General features: G+C 67.8%; 21 protein-coding genes. 6 read left to right on the forward strand and 15 right to left on the reverse strand.

The window, feature by feature from the left end:
• The first annotated feature begins 37 nt into the window (after positions 1 to 37).
• From NBW77_RS00315 to NBW77_RS00325, 3 genes are all read left to right on the forward strand, one after another.
• Positions 38 to 301, forward strand: a complete 264-nt coding sequence (locus NBW77_RS00315) for a hypothetical protein (protein WP_131746809.1) — start codon at positions 38 to 40, stop codon at positions 299 to 301.
• Positions 302 to 646: 345 nt separating this feature from the next.
• Positions 647 to 2,152, forward strand: coding sequence for an alpha,alpha-trehalose-phosphate synthase (UDP-forming) (locus NBW77_RS00320; RefSeq protein ID WP_131746874.1), 1,506 nt, complete (start codon positions 647 to 649; stop codon positions 2,150 to 2,152).
• Between the two features lie 172 nt (positions 2,153 to 2,324).
• The gene (locus NBW77_RS00325; protein WP_131746810.1) at positions 2,325 to 2,519 is read left to right on the forward strand and encodes a hypothetical protein; all 195 of its coding nucleotides are present in this window, start codon (positions 2,325 to 2,327) and stop codon (positions 2,517 to 2,519) included.
• A 48-nt stretch (positions 2,520 to 2,567) separates the two neighbouring features.
• Here the strand turns inward: NBW77_RS00325 and NBW77_RS00330 are convergent, their stop codons facing one another.
• The 6 genes from NBW77_RS00330 to NBW77_RS00355 form a co-directional block, all read right to left on the reverse strand.
• Positions 2,568 to 3,095: a SixA phosphatase family protein gene (locus tag NBW77_RS00330; RefSeq protein WP_250279109.1), complete on the reverse strand. Its 528-nt coding sequence runs from the start codon at positions 3,093 to 3,095 to the stop codon at positions 2,568 to 2,570.
• A 301-nt stretch (positions 3,096 to 3,396) separates the two neighbouring features.
• Entirely contained in the window at positions 3,397 to 3,765 is a 369-nt protein-coding gene (locus NBW77_RS00335) for a WhiB family transcriptional regulator (RefSeq protein ID WP_131746811.1), read from the reverse strand.
• A gap of 585 nt (positions 3,766 to 4,350) precedes the next feature.
• Positions 4,351 to 5,145 carry a C40 family peptidase gene (locus NBW77_RS00340; RefSeq protein WP_250279110.1) on the reverse strand — a complete coding sequence of 265 codons (795 nt, stop codon included), beginning with the start codon at positions 5,143 to 5,145 and terminating at the stop codon, positions 4,351 to 4,353.
• A gap of 165 nt (positions 5,146 to 5,310) precedes the next feature.
• Positions 5,311 to 5,721: a rhodanese-like domain-containing protein gene (locus NBW77_RS00345; RefSeq protein WP_131746814.1), complete on the reverse strand. Its 411-nt coding sequence runs from the start codon at positions 5,719 to 5,721 to the stop codon at positions 5,311 to 5,313.
• Positions 5,718 to 6,377, reverse strand: a complete 660-nt coding sequence (locus NBW77_RS00350; RefSeq protein WP_250279111.1) for a cysteine dioxygenase — start codon at positions 6,375 to 6,377, stop codon at positions 5,718 to 5,720. Before NBW77_RS00350 ends, NBW77_RS00345 begins: the two co-directional genes overlap by 4 nt.
• 220 nt (positions 6,378 to 6,597) lie before the next feature.
• Positions 6,598 to 7,293, reverse strand: coding sequence for an MOSC domain-containing protein (locus NBW77_RS00355; protein ID WP_242605831.1), 696 nt, complete (start codon positions 7,291 to 7,293; stop codon positions 6,598 to 6,600).
• 16 nt (positions 7,294 to 7,309) lie between these two features.
• Between NBW77_RS00355 and NBW77_RS00360 the strand changes: the two genes are divergently transcribed.
• A complete protein-coding gene (locus NBW77_RS00360; RefSeq protein WP_207387008.1) occupies positions 7,310 to 7,504 on the forward strand; it encodes a hypothetical protein in 195 nt (64 codons plus the stop codon).
• 90 nt (positions 7,505 to 7,594) lie between these two features.
• On the opposite strand, the gene NBW77_RS00365 is transcribed toward NBW77_RS00360, so the two are convergent.
• The 4 genes from NBW77_RS00365 to NBW77_RS00375 all read right to left on the reverse strand — a co-directional run bounded on the left by NBW77_RS00365 (position 7,595) and on the right by NBW77_RS00375 (position 10,795).
• The gene (locus NBW77_RS00365) at positions 7,595 to 8,179 is read right to left on the reverse strand and encodes a DUF1003 domain-containing protein (RefSeq protein ID WP_165486080.1); all 585 of its coding nucleotides are present in this window, start codon (positions 8,177 to 8,179) and stop codon (positions 7,595 to 7,597) included.
• Between the two features lie 117 nt (positions 8,180 to 8,296).
• On the reverse strand, positions 8,297 to 9,178 hold the full coding sequence (locus NBW77_RS00370; RefSeq protein ID WP_131746817.1) for an SAM-dependent methyltransferase: 882 nt from the start codon (positions 9,176 to 9,178) through the stop codon (positions 8,297 to 8,299).
• Between the two features lie 209 nt (positions 9,179 to 9,387).
• The gene (locus NBW77_RS22200; RefSeq protein ID WP_349816931.1) at positions 9,388 to 9,630 is read right to left on the reverse strand and encodes a helix-turn-helix domain-containing protein; all 243 of its coding nucleotides are present in this window, start codon (positions 9,628 to 9,630) and stop codon (positions 9,388 to 9,390) included.
• A gap of 172 nt (positions 9,631 to 9,802) precedes the next feature.
• A complete protein-coding gene (locus NBW77_RS00375; protein WP_131746818.1) occupies positions 9,803 to 10,795 on the reverse strand; it encodes a tyrosine-type recombinase/integrase in 993 nt (330 codons plus the stop codon).
• 150 nt (positions 10,796 to 10,945) lie between these two features.
• On the opposite strand from NBW77_RS00375, the gene NBW77_RS00380 reads away from it, so the two are divergent.
• A complete protein-coding gene (locus NBW77_RS00380; protein WP_242605833.1) occupies positions 10,946 to 11,251 on the forward strand; it encodes a PPOX class F420-dependent oxidoreductase in 306 nt (101 codons plus the stop codon).
• 37 nt (positions 11,252 to 11,288) lie between these two features.
• The gene (locus NBW77_RS00385; RefSeq protein WP_131746819.1) at positions 11,289 to 11,474 is read left to right on the forward strand and encodes a hypothetical protein; all 186 of its coding nucleotides are present in this window, start codon (positions 11,289 to 11,291) and stop codon (positions 11,472 to 11,474) included.
• A gap of 115 nt (positions 11,475 to 11,589) precedes the next feature.
• Here NBW77_RS00385 and NBW77_RS00390 read toward each other — a convergent pair whose 3' ends face one another.
• The 5 genes from NBW77_RS00390 to NBW77_RS00410 are packed head-to-tail and all read right to left on the reverse strand — an operon-like array spanning position 11,590 to position 17,352.
• Positions 11,590 to 12,450, reverse strand: coding sequence for an aminoglycoside phosphotransferase family protein (locus NBW77_RS00390; RefSeq protein ID WP_165486081.1), 861 nt, complete (start codon positions 12,448 to 12,450; stop codon positions 11,590 to 11,592).
• 60 nt (positions 12,451 to 12,510) lie between these two features.
• Entirely contained in the window at positions 12,511 to 13,521 is a 1,011-nt protein-coding gene (locus NBW77_RS00395; RefSeq protein ID WP_131746821.1) for a TniQ family protein, read from the reverse strand.
• Positions 13,518 to 14,570, reverse strand: coding sequence for a TniB family NTP-binding protein (locus NBW77_RS00400; RefSeq protein WP_250279112.1), 1,053 nt, complete (start codon positions 14,568 to 14,570; stop codon positions 13,518 to 13,520). Before NBW77_RS00400 ends, NBW77_RS00395 begins: the two co-directional genes overlap by 4 nt.
• Before the next feature lie 2 nt (positions 14,571 to 14,572).
• Positions 14,573 to 16,606 (reverse strand): TnsB C-terminal domain-containing protein, encoded by a 2,034-nt coding sequence (locus NBW77_RS00405; protein ID WP_250279113.1) that lies wholly within the window; start codon positions 16,604 to 16,606, stop codon positions 14,573 to 14,575.
• Positions 16,603 to 17,352: a TnsA-like heteromeric transposase endonuclease subunit gene (locus tag NBW77_RS00410; RefSeq protein ID WP_207387014.1), complete on the reverse strand. Its 750-nt coding sequence runs from the start codon at positions 17,350 to 17,352 to the stop codon at positions 16,603 to 16,605. The genes NBW77_RS00405 and NBW77_RS00410 overlap by 4 nt, the downstream gene beginning before the upstream one ends.
• Positions 17,353 to 17,433: the final 81 nt, after the last annotated feature.

Raw genomic sequence — 17,433 nt, forward strand, 5'->3', positions numbered from 1 at the left:
ACCCACACGGGTGTGACAGAAGAAGGGCGGGACTTCCGTGACGAGCACGATCGCCGACGTCAAATCCCAGCTTGGTGAGGCGTTCAAGCGCACCGATGAGGTCACCGGACAGCTGGACGGCGCACTGACCATGATCGAGGAAGCGCAGGCGATCGTTCTGGCCGCAACCGACGGCAGCGCTCATCGGGCCGTCGAGCAGCTGACCAGCGCGCTGGTGGAGACCCGGGAACGTATCCAGGAGTCGCTGGCGGCCCTGGGCTCCGCCGTCCAGGAAGTCCGGGACTACAGCGACAGCCTGTAACGGCTGCCGGTGGGACTCGCCGCGGCGGATTGTCCATATCGGGCGCGATGCCGTCAAGGGTCATATATGGTCGGTGAGCAGCTGCCCGCATTCGGTTGCCAGTGTGTTCCAGGTGAAGATCCGGGTAACAAGTCCGCAGGTGGTTCACAACAGGATGCATCCGTTAGCGGGCCTTACTAAAGTCCGGATCGTCTGGTAAGTCGACGAGGGTATGATTGTGATTGCTTTCACGCCGTCGGAGGCCCAGGTAACGCTAGTGCGTGCGGAAGTTCCCGGGCCCGGCCGTTCTCCGGCGCCGCTTCCCCGCGCGACTGAGGAGGCCGCACCGCCGTGCCGGTTACCACAATGCTCGACCTGCCGCTCGTGCTGTTGTCCAACCGCGGCCCGGTGAGCTTCGACCGCGGCACATCCGGACGCACGGTCATCCGCGGGGCAGGGGGACTTGTGTCCGCGCTGTCCGGTCTCGCCGAACACCTCGACGACGCCGTCTGGGTGTGCGGGGCGGCGACCGAGGAGGACACCGTCGTCGCCAGCGAGGCGGAGGGAGGGTCGATCCTCGTGCAGACCTCGCCGTCTCCGCACGTGGTCGTCGGTGAACCTGATGGTCCCGCCATCCGGGTACGCCTGGTCATCACCGATCCGGGCGCCTACGCGGACTTCTACAGCGTCTGGTCGAACCCGATTCTGTGGTTCGTCCAGCATGGACTGTACGGCCGCGCACTGTCCCCCGTGATCACGCAGGCCGAGCATGACGCGTTCGAAAACGGCTATGCCGCGGTCAACCAGGTGTACGCGGAGGCGGTCGCCGACGAGGTCCACGCCCGTGGCGGCAAGGCACTGGTCCTGTTGCAGGACTACCACTTCTACCTGGTGGCCGAGCGGGTCCGGGAACTGTGCCCCGACGTGGTGCTGACCCACTTCGTGCACATCCCGTGGCCCAGCCCGGACGAGTGGCGGGTCCTGCCGACCGGCATCCGCGAACGGCTCCTGCGGGGCCTGATGGGCAGCGACGTCGTCGGTTTCCACACCCGGCGCTATGCCCGCAACTTCGTCCTGTGCGCGCAGGAACTACTCGGTCTGGATGTCGACCTGGACAACCTGGAGATCACCATCGGGAACCGGACGGTCCGGGCCCGCTACTACCCGATCTCCGTGGATACCGCCGCGTTGGAGGCGACCCTCACCACCGAGGAGGTCGCCGCGCACGTCGCCATCCTGCGCTACGCATTTCTCGACGGAGACCGCCAACTCGTCCTGCGGGTGGACCGCACCGACCCGAGCAAGAACGTCGTACGTGGCTTCCTCGCCTTCGGCACGCTGCTTGACCAGCATCCGGAGCTTGTCGGGAAGGTCAGTTTCCTGGCCCTGATGCAACCGAGCCGCACCGACGTCCCCGAATACGCCGACTACATCGCGCTGATCGGTGCGGTCGTCGCGGAGATCAACGCCCGGCACACCAAGGATGGGCAGCAACCCATCGATCTGCGGATGGCCGAGGACTTCGCGCTCGCGGTGGCGGCCTACTCGATCTGCGACGTGATCATGGTCAACGCCCTGGCGGACGGGATGAACCTCGTCACCAAGGAGGTCGCCGTGGTCAACCGGCGTGGCGGCGTCCTGACGCTGTCGGAGAACGCCGGCGCCCACGAGGAGCTGGGGGAGTACGCGGTCACCCTGCATCCCTTCGACGTGCAGCAGATGGCGGACGCCCTGTATGAGGCCCTGACCATGCCGGTGGAGGAGCGTTACCGGAGGCTGGCCGCGGCGGCCGAGCAGGTACGCACCCACGACCTGAGCCGCTGGCTCGGCGAGCAGATGGACGATCTCACCCGGCTCTCCGGGCTTTTCTGATGTCCTCTCTGATGTCCTCGGACCCGCCCCACGGCGCCCGTTTCCGGCGCGGTGGGTCCGGGTCCGGGTCCGGGTCCGTATGGTCCCGCACACCCGGACGGGACTCCGCCGCGGCTCGCGGGTAGTCTCTGAATCCGGCAGGGTAACGGTTGTCGATGTTTGGGGAGCGGACGTGGCGAGTTCCGGCGGTCACCACAAGGCGAACACGGGTTCGTGGGCCGCGGTGATTCTGATCATTGCCGGGTTCGCGATCGGTGTCTTCGCGCTTGTTCTCCACTCGGTGTTCCTGTGGATCGTCACCGGCGTGGCGCTGGTTGTCGGAATGATCGCTGCGGCGACCTCCCGGATCATGGAACAGGCGTACTGACCGCGACTGAGGACCACCTGCGCTCCTGACTCGTCGACCACGGGGTCGTCAGTGGCTGGCGGAACCGGCCAGGGAGCGTGGGGTGGCAAAGGACACCAGGCGGGTCGTGCTCGGTCCGAGTTCCGCCCAACGACCTACGGCAAGATCCTCAACCGCCAGTGCCGCGGTGGGAAACGTGGGAATACGTGGACGCTCGCCGACGGGAAGCAGACCCGCGGCAAGCGCATGAATTCCTGGGTTGTGCCCCACGAGCAATACCGTGGGAACGCCGTCGTCGAGTTCACGGAGACGATCGAGGAGATCTGAGACCTCGGCGAGATAAAGCCGGTCCTCGGCCAGTACCGGGATGTCCGGCGGAAGTGCCCCGGCAATGTGCTCGACGGTCTCACGGGTCCGGCGCGCGGACGAACACAGTACGAGATCGGGTACGAGTCGATCCGCGCGCAGGTGCTCCGCGATGAGCCCGCAGGCTGCCCGACCACGTGGCGAGAGCGGCCGGTCGACGTCAGCGGTGGCGCTGTCCGTCCAGTCCGACTTTCCGTGACGCAACAGCAACAGGCGACGCGGAGCCCTCACCGCGCGACCTGCCCGGTCGTGGCGGACACACGCACGCCACGACCGGACGCGGGACGAGCCGACACGCAAGTCCTCCTAGAGGGCCAAAGGCGGCACGATCGTGGTTCTTTCGCGCCGTCCGAGTAGCCCAGGTCCCCGAGTCACTCGGATGGCGACGACACGCAGCCTGCCCATCCTGGACCGGGGCGTCAATGGTTCTTTTCTCACCGCCGCCCCGGTCGCCTCGGGGTGTGGCGTCTGCGGCAGCCCGTGGACGCCACACCCCGAGGCGACAACGGATGCCCCGACGGAGATGGTAAGATCAGTTTGTTGCGTACGTTGAGACCAGGAGGCGATCAGCGAAGGCCAGCGCGTCATCCGGGCTCAGTCGACCACGGGGAACGATGGAATTGCGCTCGTCCGAGGTGAGCCCGCCCCATACTCCGTGCTCTTCCTGACGGAACAGGGCAGTGGCAAGGCAGGCCCGCCGTACCGGACAGCTCGCGCATATTTTGCGGGCTCGGGTTTCGGCTGCCGCCCGCGCCTTGGTGTTGCGGCCGTCCGGTGGGAAGAATGCGTCCGGATCCCCGTCCTGGCAGGCGGCTTCCTGCCGCCAGTATGCGGGCCATCCGGGGCCGTAGGGCTGCGGCGGGAGGTCTCGTCCGGGCAGGACCGGTACTCCGGCGCTCATCGTGTTCCCTCGATCCTGCTCGCATCCGCGTGCAACCTGGATCGGGGGTCCGGAACGGCAGTGCTACCCGCGGGTAGCGAACGGGACTGACTGGGCATACCGTCTCCTGCTGGACATCGCAAATGGCGGACATAACAGGGAGGAGCACCGCGCGGGTGTGTTCTGGAACACATCTGCCCTGCTCGGATGGGACCACGACCGTTGCGGAAGACGGCGACGAGGTTCACCGGCACGGAGTGCGCCACGACAAAGGCGCCCCGCGCGTTGGAAACGAACCTGTCTCGTCTCGTTAACCGAGGAACGTAGACGGCTCTCGACCGGATAGCAAGGGTTCCGGAACGGTCACGTCCGCGGTTTGTGTCACAGGTCGCATCCATCTGTCCGTAGCGATCCCGTCACTACAATTTTGGAACTATAAGTGATTATTCGATCACTTATAGTAGATAACTTGATTGTACAATCAGCAATAAATGGGGTATTTCGGGGACCTGCATGTCGGTGGTCGACTCAACACCACATCTGTGATGATCATGGTTGTGACGAGGATCACAACCATGATCGTCCGTGTCCGGGTGGAGAGCCGGGTCAGACCCGTCCGACGCGGTAGTCGTCCGTCCAGATCTTCTGGTATTGCACGACGGTGCCGGGCTTGCGGGAGACGATCATCTCGCCGTTTCCGGCGTACAGGCCGTCGTGATATGCCTGTCCCTGATCATTGAGGAAGAAGACCACGTCTCCCGGTCGGGCATTGGCACGGCTGACCGGGGCCAGCGCGTCGAACTGCTCGTAGGTGGTTCGGGGGACCGACACACCCAACTGTGCGAAGACGTACTGGATCAGACCTGAACAATCGAAGACGTCCGGTCCGTCACCGCCGTAGACATAGGGCTTGCCGAGTTGTTGCCGGGCGATTACAATCGCCGCCGCGCCGATCGAATCCGAAGTCGTTATCGGATTCCGTGGTGTCGAGGTACCGAACAGCGCGCCCCAGGTGAGCGGACCGACTATGGCGTCGGTCACCAGGCCTGCCTCGAACTGGAAATCCAGGACGGCGTCTTCGGTCCGTGGTCCGAAGACGCCGTCGGCGGTGATCCCCAGCTGACTCTGGACCTGCGCCACCGCCCGACCCCGGCTGCCCAGGCTCAGCAGCTTACCGGAGTACGCCAACGCGGCCACCGGTACGGTGCGCAGGTCCTGGGTGGCTGCGCTACTCAGGACCGCGCTGGTCGCCGTGGTGCTGATCGCCGCAGTAACCGTGATCGGGCTGCTCGGGAGAGCGGTGGCCGCGGTGGCCGGACGAGGCGTCAGAGCCACCGCGACGGCAACAGCACAGGAGACCGCGGTGACCGTCGGTGGGACCGTACGGCTTGAGATGGACATGCCATCGCCCCTCTGCCGCCGTCCGGGCAGGTGAGCCCGGGTCCCGTCCACGTCGTGTCGCCGGTACGGGGATGCGGACGGGCCTCGGCGGTCATCCCCGTTACTCACCGTCACGGTGAGCGCTCTTACGCTAAGAGACCGGCCGAGAACTTTCAGCGATACTGATTACCTAGGGTGACAGTCTTGGGGTTGCGTTCCGGTCGTCGTCGGAAGACCGCGGCGGGCCCACGCGCGGAAGCCGCCAGCCATATCGGTGGCCCGGTGCAGGCCGAGATCCTGGAGCGAGGCTGCGGCCAGGCTGGACGTGTAGCCCTCCGAGCACACAACGATGACCTGGATGTCGTCGCCGGTCGCCTGGGGCAGCCGCGCGTCCGACGTGGGGTCCAGCCTCCATTCGAGGACATTGCGTTCAATGATCAGGGCTCCGGGGATCTCTCCCTCGGCGGCGCGCTGGGCGGCGGGCCGGATGTCGACCAGGAAGGCGCCGTTCGCGGTGGCTGTCGCTGCCGCGAACGGGTCGAGCCGGTCGAGCCGGGCACGGGCGCGGGCGAGCATCGCCTCGACCCGGCTGCTCATGCCCGGTCCCGTACCCGGACCGGGCCCGGCTGGGTCTCCATCCCGGCGGCAGGGGCCATCGAGTCCGGGTTGTACCGCAGCGGCACCTCCGGCGGGGAGTAGGCGTGGATGGTCGTGGCCGGGCCGGGCCCCGGATTCACCACCCGGTGGATGTGGCTGCGGCCGAAGGTGGCTGACGTTCCCTGCCCGAAGTGTCGTGAACCGCACGGTTGCCACCGCCTGTCGTGGATGACCTCTTCGACACGGCCCTGGGCGACACAGAGCGCGCCCAGGGCGCCGCCATGATCGTGCGTGGCGGTCTCCTGACCGGAGTACCACCCGATCAGCCACACCTCGACCGATCCGGACAGGACGAGACGGGTGTACCAACGTTCGACCGGGTCATGGCGCACGATCGGCGCCCAGATCCCGGACGCGGCGCTCAGAGCTCGGGTCAGTGCCTCCAGAGTGGTCGAAGGGATGGCTTCCCTTTCGTCCCGCAGGAGGAAGTCGGGCACGAGCGTGGTGCCCGCAAGTCTGGGGTGGACGAGCGGCATGGCTGGCTCCGGTGGCGTGTGCGGGGTCCGGGCGGCCTCAGGAATCGCGACAGGATGCGAGGCGATCATGAAGAGCGCGCTTTCGCGCCGATTCGTCCAGGCGGCGGCGAACACGCGCACTGGGACGAGTACTCGGAGCTTCCCGGACAGTCGGAATGAACCGCGCAGTGGTGTCGTGGACCCTCGGTGGCGCGGGTGAACTACGGTCGCGCAGCCTGTGGCGTGTCAGCGCATTGCGCGCGGGTCACGCCTGCCGGTACACGCCGCGCTGATCGCAAGAGCGAGATCGGTGACCCGGTCGCTGTGCAGCAGAACGCGGCGAGATGCCATATCGCTGATCTTACAACGTGTCGGATGCCAGCTCGAAGGGCATGCCGTGGCGGGCTCTCTGCCTGGCCTCGTCCGGGAGCGCGTCGGCGACGAGCAGACGAGGCAACAGCCGAGGCTCGGTGGTCAACGCGCGGAAAACCATCCCGACCGTGACATCATGGTCGGGACGGTGCACGACCGTCACCGGGTCACCGACCTGAATCACCCCTGCTTCGACAACGCGCAGGTAAGCCCCGGGTACCGCCCGGGTAGTGAATGTCTTCACCCATCCTCGTTCGTCGAGCCATCCGGCGAAGGTCCGGCATGGAATGCGGGGGACGGCAGCCTCCAGCACAACGTGTCCGCCGATCTGCCAGCGTTCCCCGATCAGCGCGGCGGTGACGTCGACTCCCATGGTGGTCAGGTTCTCCCCGAACGCCCCACACGGCAGGGGGCGGCCCAACTGCGCGGACCAGGCGTCCAGATCCTCGCGGGCGTAGGCGTAGACGGCCTGGTCATCTCCGCCGTGATGCCTCAGGTCGCAGACCCGGTCACCGACCAGTCCACTTCCGCCGACCCCTTTGGGACCAGGCGCACGCACCTCGACAGGACCTGTCACCGGCCTCTTGTCGATACCGGTCATACCGATCCGTGAGTACTCGGTGGGGCTTTCGGCTCCGAGATTGACCGACAGCAGGAACGGCATGATCAGACGATATCCGGCCACATTATTCCTATGCTGCATGATCGCCGCACAGGCGCTGGTCTCAGCAGCCAGGGATGCACTGCAGGCCGCCGAGACGATGATCGAACGCGAGGAGAAGGAACTGCACGCGCCGACAATGGCGACTGCCATGGCGGCGTTGGACGGCGAACGCCGCACCGCTCGGGTCCTGCTGCGCGCCCTGCCCCACGACCCGGATGCCCCGCCACGTTGACAGCCCTCCACGCGGCTGGGGTGAGGTCGGTGCCATCCGAATGCCATCCGAATGACACCGGACGAAACACCGCGTCCCGCGGAACCGGTATCAGGATTGCGGCAACGGCGGCTTTCTGTCGTACTCCGGTCGCTCCTCTAACAGCGTCCGGGGGTCCATCGGTGCGGCCTGACCGTTGCTGATTCCCGCCCTGGCCTGTTCGATGATCTCCTGGACGTGTCGCTCGATCTGTTCCGCGTCGAGCCCAAGCGCCTTGCCGATGTGGACCGACCACACCTCGGACCGCAGGTTGGTCTCGAAGTCCAGGTCGGCTCGCAGATTCTGCCGCGCCGCTTCGCGGTTCTGGCTCACCATCACGAAGGTGGACAGGAAGATCGCCTCCAGACTGACGATCATCGTGAGCAGCCCGAACGGATACGGGTCGAAAACTTCGGCCTGCCCGAACACGCCCTCGTTCATCAGGACCCAGACACCGAACCAGGCCGCGTGAAGATAAACGAAGGGCAGCGAGCCCGCGAACGACGTGATCGCGTCCGCCGCACGGTCCTGCGACGTACGCATCCGCATGAAGACGATTCGCTCGTTGGGGACCCGGACGTGTAAACGGGGGTGACCGCCTCCAACGGCGCGGCGTGTCTGGTCGTGGCCATCAGCGGGTGAGTTCACGACACTCATGCTGATGGAGCGTCCTCACGGAGGAGCGGCCACCATGTTCTCCCGCAACATGGCCACTGTACGAACGGGTCCAGGCCCGCCATCCTGCCTACGAACTCGACGCGTTGACCGACGCGCTCACCCGTCGGCCGGCTTGCGGCCGACGCCGGCCCACAGCGCCGTCGGGGCGGGATCGTCCGTGCGCCACTGGGTCGCGGGCACCACCCCTGGCTCGAGCAGCTCCCAGCCGTCGAAGAACCGGGTGACCTCAGCGCGGCTACGCATGGTGACCTTCTCCGGCATCATCTGGTTCATGCGGGCCGCGGCAGCACCCGCTCCGGTCGACGGGTTCACGTCGTGGGCCGGATGGGACAGCACCAGGAAACTGCCGGCGGGAAGCGCGGCGGACAGCGTCGCGACGACTCCGTAGGGGTCGTCGGTGTCCGGGACGCAGTGCATGATCGCGACCAGCATCAACGCGACCGGGCGGCGGAAGTCCAGGGTGTCCGCCGCCTTGGCGAGAATGGCGGCCGGTTCGCGGACGTCACCCGAGAGGTAGGCGGTCCTGCCCTCCGCGGTGGTGGTCAGCAGCGCCCGCGCGTGCACCAGGACGATCGGGTCCTTGTCCACGTAGACGATCCGCGAACTGGGGGCGGCGCGCTGCGCGACCTCGTGGGTGTTGTCCGCCGACGGCAGGCCGGTGCCGATGTCCAGGAACTGGCGGATGCCGGCCTCGGCGGCCAGGTAGTTCACCGCCCGGCTGAGGAACGCCCGGTTGGTGCGGACGCTGGCGGTCATGCTGGGCATCGCCGCGATGGCCTGCTCCGCCACCGCGCGGTCCGCGGCGTAGTTGTCCTTCCCACCCAGCCAGTAGTCGTAGATCCGGGCGATGTGCGGGACATCCGGGTTCAGCTCGACCGCCGGCGTGCCGACGGCATCCGGGTCGGGTGCGACCGACTTGAAGTCCCACGACCTGCCACGCTCAGCCACCGGATTGTCCCCTTGTGTGGTAACCGACATTTGTCTGTACAAGCGTAGCGGCTTCAACCGGCGCCAGAGCGGCGCAACCCGGACAGGCCGCCGAGTACGCCGCGGCGTCGGTAACCCATCCCAGTTGGTTCCGCGGCTCCGCCGCCGACGCCGGGGTCATGCCGATCGGCCCGGTCACGCCAGGCACTCCCACCGGCCCCATCGTCGTCAGCATGAAATGACGTCTCCCGTTCGCCGCGTCATGAAGCCGCGGCGACGCCTCGAGTTTTCGTTCTTTCGGACGTGCCAGGTTCTCCTCGCGGCGTCGCTGCGCCTCGACCGCACGATATGGCCGTCGCCCCGCCGTTCCGGTCGATCTCCCGGGATATCGTCGAGTGGTGCCGGCCGAGCATCTGCCCGATGTAGCGCGCCGACTTGTGCCGGCTCAGTTCCCGGGAGATGGTTTCCCGTTCCTCGATTTTCAACAGCTCGTGCCGGGCCATCCACCGTCCAGTCTGTCGACGCTACCGAGATTATCCTATCGGAGCGTCGCTATGACCCTTTGACGCCGCCAGGGAACAGCGGCTCCGCGTTCAGTCTGCTGAACACCGGTATCCGGACAGAAGCACCTTGTTCCGCAATAACCCCTCCGGCAAGGTCGGTCTGTGAATGGTGCTACAGGCCGACCTTGCCGGAGGGGTTGTCCCGGTCGAACAGGCGGCCTGCCCGGACGTAGCTGTCCAGCGAGGTGGATGACCGCCAGCGGCCCTGGCGCATGATCGCTCGGTCTGTGACGCCGGCGCGGGCGGCCGCGGTGGCGAACCCCGACCGCAACGAATGGCCGGCGAAGTCGGCAGGGGACAGGCCGGCCGCGGCGACCCGGCGCTGGACGATCCGGGCCACCGAACCCGGGTAGAGCCGGCCGGAGCTCACTGCGCCATGGCGGTTCACCGCCCGAAACGCCGGCCCGTCGACCAGGCCTGCGGCCTCACGCCATGCAATCCACGACCGGACCGGGCAGGTCGGCCGGTAGGAGCCATAGGCGAGTCCGACGAGTGCACCCGCCCACTCCTGGTCGGTTTTGGAAACGCGGATGGCAAGGACCAGACCGTCGGACGTCTCGGAGATGTCTGCGACGTCGAGGGCCACGAGTTCGCTGCGGCGCAGGCATCCTGCGAAGCCGACAAGCAGCAGCGCCCGGTCCCGGATGTCGGTGAGGCGGTCGCCGTCCATCGCGTCGAGCACGCGGGTCAGCACGCTGGTTTCCAACGCGTGTTTGCGCGCGGGCGCGACACCGTGGGTGCGGCGGATGCCGTCCCAGATCGTTGCCACCTCGACAGATGTTGTCGGGTTGAGGTGGCGGCCGAGCTGGTGCGCCACGGAGATCGCCGCCATCCGACGTCGGATGGTCGCCGGTTTGTATCCGCTGTCGGCGAGCGCCGTCAGATAGCCCGCCACGGTCGCCGGCACCGCCGGCAACGCAGCCAGCGGCGGAGAGTGCTCGATGCACCACGCGGTGAAGTGCCGCAGGTCGCTGTCGTAGGCGCGCCATGTCGAGGAGGCCCGTGCCGCGCGGGCATAGTCGGCCATCCGCTCGATCAGGGCGGGTGACAGCGCAGAGTGCTCTATATCGTCACGGATCGCAACCTCTGAGTCGCCTTCGCTCATGTCCGTCTCTCCCCGTTTCGTCGCTCGTCTGACGCCTGAGAAGTAAAGCTTATCGGGCGTCAGAAGCTGGAACGTTCTGTTCCGAAAATCCAAAACGATACGTAACATGGATACGAAACTATACGTAACATAATGAACGCGGAGGCGGGGATGCGGGGCATCCGTGTCTTCAATCCCGGTGCGGCCACGGTGAAGGGCCGGGCACTACGCCGGGAGGGACGTGCCAGCCTGTGCGTGGACGACGAGAGACCGCCGTTCTCCTTCGTGCTGGTCGAGGGGCCGGTGACCATTTCCGAGGATCCCGCCGAACTGCTGCGGTGGGCGACCGCGATCGGCGGCCGTTACATGGGCACGGACCGCGCTGAGGAGTTCGGCCGGCGCAACGGCGTACCCGGAGAGCTGCTGGTCCGGCTGACCCCGACAAAACTGGTCGCGCAGCGCAACATAGTGGGCTGAACCAGTCAGCATCGGCGACTTGAAGATCGGCCAGCTGATGCCAGCGAGCGGCAAAGGTACCCTCGCGCAGGGCTACCAGCAGGTTGTCCATGTGCCCGTGGAGTTCACCCTGCTGCAGGAGCATGCCGCGTCCATACCGGACGGCCACGTCATCCGGGGCTACCTCCTGGCCCGTAACAGCGATGGCCGGCGCTGGCTCATCGTCGATGAAGGACCCGCCTGACAGCACGACTGTCCGCTTCTTCCTCGACAAATCATGAGAATTGGCCGGGGCGCCGACCTGGAGGTTCTCAGGTTCCATGGACCATCGGAGGTTCCATGGACCATCGGACCTGCCGTCATCCCATCGTCACCGGTTGGTGAAGCAGTCTGGCGAGACGGTCACACTGCTCCGCGATCATGACCTGGTCGCCGCGCGTGTCGAAGTAGACGACAGCCGAGAGGTATTCCAGGGCGAAGACCGCGGCAAGCCGGTCGCGGATATCGGGACGTGCCGTGTCCAGCCCGTATGCCTCACAGAACGCGGTGCTGAGGACTGGGTGCAGCGTCAGCACCGATTCGGTGATCTTGACCATGTCGTAGAGGGGATCGGCGAGCCGTGCCTGCTCCAGGTCGATCGCGGCGGCGAACAGCCCGTCCTGCACCACGATGTTGGCGTCTCGAAGATCGCGGTGGATCAGGGCGACAGGAGCTCCGTCCAGGGCCGGTCGGACGCGCTGCCAGAAATCCTCCAGTTGGATGACCAGCCCCGTGGCGAGGTGCCCACGCTCCGCGCCGTGGCGCAGCTTCGCCGTGAAACGCCGGTCCGCCTTGCCCAGCCAGTCCCGACCCGGCGCCGTGATGCTGTGCATTCTCGATAGCCAGGCACCCAGGTCCCGGCCGAGGCGGGCGGCCTGCTCCGCGCTCCATCCGCTGACCGGTTCGTGGGAGAGGTCGTGGCCGTCGATCCAACGCACAGCGATCAGCCAGCCGGCCGGCGTGCGTGTGGGTGGCACGACGACGTCCTGGTGGGGCAGACCGTGGCTGGACAGCAGGTGCGACGCCGTCCGTGCCACCACCAGTGGCCGCACGTCGGACCGCACCTTGACGACCAGCTCGCCGACCTGCGTCGCGACTCGAAAGGTCCCTCCGCCGTACCCACCGGGCAGAGGCGTGATGCGACCGGCGGCAAGGCCGACGGCGGCGAGAGCGCCGGCCACCGATCGCACCGTCTCCGGGCTGGTCTCAGAACCTGATGAGGAAGTGTCCATTCCCAAGGATCATGGTTGGTGATCAAGCTGTGACCTGGACTCGGACAAGTTCGATGGGAATCCGGCGGGGGCCTGTCCGTGTGTCGTTTTGGCCGCGCCGGCCGGTGTGTTGCGTTCTTCCCAAGGATCATGTTCGTCGGGGTGGTCGTGACCTGGCATGGGACAGGTTCGCTGGGACGTCGGTGGGCGTTTTCTCATCGAAGTTGAGTTTTTCGGTGGCAGGTCGGCGGTCAGGTCGTGGTGTGGGATGCCGAGGCGGCGGGATGCCTCGGCGGGTAGCCGGTCGTGGTGCCGCCAGTGCGTGGACGTGAGCAGGCTGGTCAGGATGACGCTTTCGGGGTAGGTGGCGAGTTCGACGCGCTGGTCGGAGGGGCGGTGGGGATCACCGAAGGGTTCGGTGGGCAGGGCTGCGAGGCGCTGGTTCCAGCGGTGGTGCAGTTCGGGTGGGCTGCTGGTGCGGAACCATTGGAGAGTCAGTCGCGCGGCTTCGGGATAGGCCGGGCTGGTGCCGCGGCGGCCGTGGCGTCGCTGGATCCGGTGGTGGTGCCTGTGCGCGCGGAGCACATCGGGCAGCGGGGAGACGTCGAGCTGGTCACTGCCGGTGAGCCAGCGCCGGTGGCTGGGGCAGAGGTGTTCGTGGTCGGCCGTGCGGCGCAGGACCAGGTTGTGGATCCCGAGGCGGGCCGCGCAGAGGCGGCAGGCCAGTCGGATGACGTGGTGTTGCTCGCTGCCGGGCGGGATGTCCGGGTTCGTGGTGTCGAGGGCGCGCAGTGCGGGCAGGGCGTGCAGGAGGGCGGGGATGGTCCTGCTGGTCAGGGCGGCGAGTCGGGGCAATGCCTCGGGTGGCCAGCCGTCGGTGGTGTCGTCGGCGCGCTGGTAGCGCCGGCCGTGCCCGAGCACGACCGCCAGGGTGGTCACGGTGGTGTGGTTGGCGTCGGCGAGGCGGTGCAGGTAGGAGCCGATCGTCTCGCCGTGCATCGGTGGTGGCGGGATCGGCAGGCTTCGGACGTGGGTCGTCACGCTGTGCGCTTCGGGGTGCCTCGGTGTTTCCGTCGGCGGGTGGGGTTCTGCTGTTCGGCGGCTTCGTCGAGTTCGACGGCGTCCAGCCCAGCGCGTGTGATCTTCTCGGTGCCGGTGAGGATGGCTGTCAGTGCGGCCTCGCGGACGAGGTGGGACAGGCTGCCGATCATTCCGCCGGTGCGTTCGTGCAGGTAGGGGCTGAGTTTCAGCAGCGTTCCGGGCTGGTGGTTGTGCAGGCGCAGCGCGTCTTCGAGGGTGACGACGAGCGCCCGCCAGGCGTCGCGTTCGGGGGCTGTGGCGTGGCGGAACGGGCTGGTGGGGATGAGGCTGTAGCGGCTGGCGATCTGGCCGCCGCGGCGGCCAGCGAACAGGCTGGTGCCCTCTATGTCGACGCCGGCGAGCACGAAGGTCGCGGCGAGGTGCTCGGAGAGGTATTTGATCTGGTCTGATGCTTCCGCGCCGACTCGGGTGCCGATGTCGAGGTTGTGCAGTTCGTCGATGAGCACGAGCCGGCAGCCGAGGGTGGTCAGAAGGTCGCAGACCCTGTTGGTGATGTCGATCTGGTTGAGTCGTGCGGGCAGCGGCAGGCCGAGGAAGCGGGCGAACTCGACGGCGAGCATCTTCGGGGTCGCGGCCGGCGGGACCGTCAGGTAGATCACCGGCAGGCCGCCCGGCGGCAGTTCGCCGCGGCGGCGGGTGAGCTGCTCGTAGTTCTTCCCAAGCTGGGTGATCGCCGTGGTTTTCCCGGTGCCGGCGGCCCCGGAGACGATCAGGCCGCGGCGGGCCGAGTGCTGGCGGCGGTTGAGCTGGATGCGGGCGCGACCGGTCGCGGTGACGTGCCGGATCGTCGGCGTGGACACGATGACGAGCTGGGCGTGGTAGTCCTCGCGAGCCGTGTCGTAGTCCCGCCGCTCGGTCTCGGTCAGCCGCTGCAGGGCCGCGGGGGCGAGCGGGGTCGGCGGCGCGACGAGTTCGTCGACGAACGCGGCCCACCCCTCCTTGGTTGTCAACGGGTGGCCAGCATCGTCCGGGCTGGCCAGCTGGCTCACGGTCAGGCCCCGTCAGTGAAGGCATCGAACACGCCGAAGGCGACGACCGGGGCCGCCGGCTCGTCGGCGGGTTCGTCGGCGTCGGACGTCGCAGGGTCGCCGGCTGGCCGAGGACGTGGCGGCGTGGTGGCGGTCGCGGCGCGGGTGCGTGCCGCGACGCGGCGGTCTGGGCCTGTCGCGGCGCGGGTCAGCAGGTCCTCGACCGCTGCGGCGATGGCCCGTTCGTCGGTGTCGTCCTGGCCGCGGACGGCCAGCAGCGAGCGGGCGTGCCGCCAGGTAAAGTCCGCGAACGGCGCCGAGACCGAGCCCAGCCGGGTCCACGGAACGGTGATCCAGCCACCCTGCCGGGAGTCCCGGACCCAGACGTGAGACAGGTCGTAGGGGTCGTGGTGGACCTCCCAGAGGCCGCCTTTGGTCTCGACGCCTGACGGCTGGCGGCGGTAGGGGCCCAGTTCCGGGCAGTCGTAGGTGCGGTAGTCGATCCGAATGCCGTAGTCGTTGATCTTCCGCCATTCCACCGGCAGCAGCTCGACGTAGTCGTCACCGTCCAGGCAGACAGGCAGATGGCCGGACCGGGCGACCAGCAGCGCGTACGCCTCGTTCGGGGAGAGCGCCCGCCCTGACAGGAACGGGGTACGTAGTCCGTCGTGCGGTCGGGCCTGCCAGCAGGCGATGATCCACTCGGCGAACAGGTCGGCGAGCTCGGGCAGCGTCCAGACGGCCTCGACGTCGGCGCCCCGCTCGGTGACGTTCGACCCGACATAGCCGGCGACGTGCTGGCAGAACAGTGTGTTGATCGAGGAGAAAGTCCGCTCGACGACGCCCTTGTCGGTCGGGGTCGCCGGCCGCGCTGGCTGCACCGAGACACCCAACGTCCGACACGCCGTCAGGAACGTCTCGGAGACGAACACCCTGCCGTGATCGATCACGACCGTCTCCGGGACGATCACCGGTTTCGCCGCGGCGTGCTCAAGGCGCGCGTCGATGCCCATCAGGCGGGCGTGCGGGATCAGCGACGCCGACATCCGCAGCGCGTCGATCCAACCCGGCCGCAGCGGTTCGGGCACCAACATTCGGGCCAGCAGCAGCGCCGCGTCCACCGCCTTCGTCCCCGCCGGCCGTAGCACCGCGGCGCAGATGCTGCGGGTAGCGACATCGACCGCGATCGTCAGCTCGACCCGGCCGGTCACCCCGTCATCGAGGACCGCGAGCACGTCGAGCGGAGTGGTATCGATCTGGACGATCTCCCCAGGCCTCGCCGCCATGGTCGGGGTGAACGGCGCTTCCGGCCGCCGTGCCTGCGACCTGCGGGTGGTCGCCTGCCCGAAGCTGTGCCGCCCCTGGGCAAGGTCGTTGATCAGCCGGTAGAACGTCGACTTCGGTGGCACCGGCACGACGCCTTCGCCGTGCCGTTCCGCCAGGAGTCGTTCGATCTGGCGCATCACCCGGCCGCGGGTGCCAGTCGAGACGTTCTCCTGCGCCGCGAGCACCTCGCGCGCCACGGCGACCAGCCGCTCGTCGCACCGCTCACCCGCCGGCGCCGAGCCGCGGGTCGCCCGGCGATCGACCAGGCCCCAGACTCCCTGCTCCCGCCACCGGGTCCGCATGCGTCGCAGCGTCGCCTCCGACACCGCCGTGCCCCCGGCCGTCAGTTCTGCGGCCTTCGCCGCGATCCGTTCCTGCAGCGTGCGCCAGGCCGGATCAAGCTCTGGACGCGGCCTCGTCCCTTCCGGCGCATCCGGTGGGAGACCGGTCTCCACTTCGGCCAGGTGGCGCTCGAAGAACCGGGCCCGCGCCAAGACACCCTCCGGGACGGTGTCCAACAGCCCGAACGGCGGCAGGCCCGGAGCGTCAGGCCCCGACTCCAGCAGCTCGAAACCCTCGGAACCGACCAGATACGAGAACATCACCAAGGACGCGACCTGCCGCTCGTCGACCAGCGTGACCGTCGTTCCGGCAAGCCCGGCCACCGTCTGCACCCGCCCCTCGGCGCGGACACGGTCGCCGACACGCAAGACCCCCCGCGGCCCACTCATGGCCGCCCGCTTCGGCGCACCAGCGTCCGATCGCTCAGCGGCATGGACAGGTCCGCTGTCAGCCGCCCGGCCCAGAGCAGGTGGAACACCACCGGGAGCACGGCGATCGGATCCCCGACCGTCGCGGCCTGCCCCGTCAACGGCGCCGGCACTGCGAACGCGGCGGCGACCGCGGCAGCCAGACTGGAAGGCTCGCCGAACCGGGGATGTCGGTAGCCAGCCAGCCAGCGCAGGTTGGTCACCCGCGCCCCGTCGAGATAGCCGACCAGCCGATACGACCAGCCGACCTGCTCACACGCCCGTCGCATCGTGGCGAACGACTCCGCCGACCGTGCATCGACCCGGTCGACCGGCCGGCAGTCCACCACCAGCCCGGATCCGTCCGTCGCCCGTGCGAAGTAGTCCGGCGCATGTGACCGCGCGCCGCCCGGCGAACCATCCCGCCGCCACCGCAGCCAGAACGGCTGCGACGCGAACCCCACGACCAGCGGGTCGAAGTCGAGGAGCATCGCATGGTCACGCTCGAGCCAGGACTCGAACCCGACATGGCGCCCCATCGTCGCCGACCAGTACAACCCCGGGAAATGCCGCTGCCCCCGGTAGGACGGAAAGTCCCGAACCGGAGCGACGTCCTCGAACGCGACCGTGCGCACCGACGTCAGCGGCTGGCGCACTTCCCGGGCGCCCTCCACCCACAAGAGCTCGACCTCCCCGACATCCGACGACGTCACACCTTGCGTGTCCATCGCGTCACTCATGGGCGCAACCCTGACACACGCAAGATCCAGTGAGAAAAGCCAGCTCAACCGGGACGTGCAGCGACGACA

The sequence above is a fragment of the Frankia sp. Cppng1_Ct_nod genome, assembly GCF_920656135.1.
Lineage (GTDB): Bacteria > Actinomycetota > Actinomycetes > Frankiales > Frankiaceae > Protofrankia > Protofrankia meridionalis.

Bases quoted from the DNA above. Each gene is read 5' to 3' on its own strand.
- NBW77_RS00385 (WP_131746819.1), top strand. From the start codon at position 11,289: ATGCCAGCGAGCGGCAAAGGTACCCTCGCGCAGGGCTACCAGCAGGTT.
- NBW77_RS00360 (WP_207387008.1), top strand. From the start codon at position 7,310: ATGATCGCCGCACAGGCGCTGGTCTCAGCAGCCAGGGATGCACTGCAG.
- NBW77_RS00410 (WP_207387014.1), bottom strand. From the start codon at position 17,352: ATGGACACGCAAGGTGTGACGTCGTCGGATGTCGGGGAGGTCGAGCTC.
- NBW77_RS00340 (WP_250279110.1), bottom strand. From the start codon at position 5,145: ATGTCCATCTCAAGCCGTACGGTCCCACCGACGGTCACCGCGGTCTCC.
- NBW77_RS00320 (WP_131746874.1), top strand. From the start codon at position 647: ATGCTCGACCTGCCGCTCGTGCTGTTGTCCAACCGCGGCCCGGTGAGC.
- NBW77_RS00405 (WP_250279113.1), bottom strand. From the start codon at position 16,606: ATGAGTGGGCCGCGGGGGGTCTTGCGTGTCGGCGACCGTGTCCGCGCC.
- NBW77_RS22200 (WP_349816931.1), bottom strand. From the start codon at position 9,630: ATGGCCCGGCACGAGCTGTTGAAAATCGAGGAACGGGAAACCATCTCC.
- NBW77_RS00370 (WP_131746817.1), bottom strand. From the start codon at position 9,178: ATGTCGGTTACCACACAAGGGGACAATCCGGTGGCTGAGCGTGGCAGG.
- NBW77_RS00380 (WP_242605833.1), top strand. From the start codon at position 10,946: ATGCGGGGCATCCGTGTCTTCAATCCCGGTGCGGCCACGGTGAAGGGC.
- NBW77_RS00365 (WP_165486080.1), bottom strand. From the start codon at position 8,179: ATGAGTGTCGTGAACTCACCCGCTGATGGCCACGACCAGACACGCCGC.
- NBW77_RS00375 (WP_131746818.1), bottom strand. From the start codon at position 10,795: ATGAGCGAAGGCGACTCAGAGGTTGCGATCCGTGACGATATAGAGCAC.
- NBW77_RS00335 (WP_131746811.1), bottom strand. From the start codon at position 3,765: ATGAGCGCCGGAGTACCGGTCCTGCCCGGACGAGACCTCCCGCCGCAG.
- NBW77_RS00345 (WP_131746814.1), bottom strand. From the start codon at position 5,721: ATGAGCAGCCGGGTCGAGGCGATGCTCGCCCGCGCCCGTGCCCGGCTC.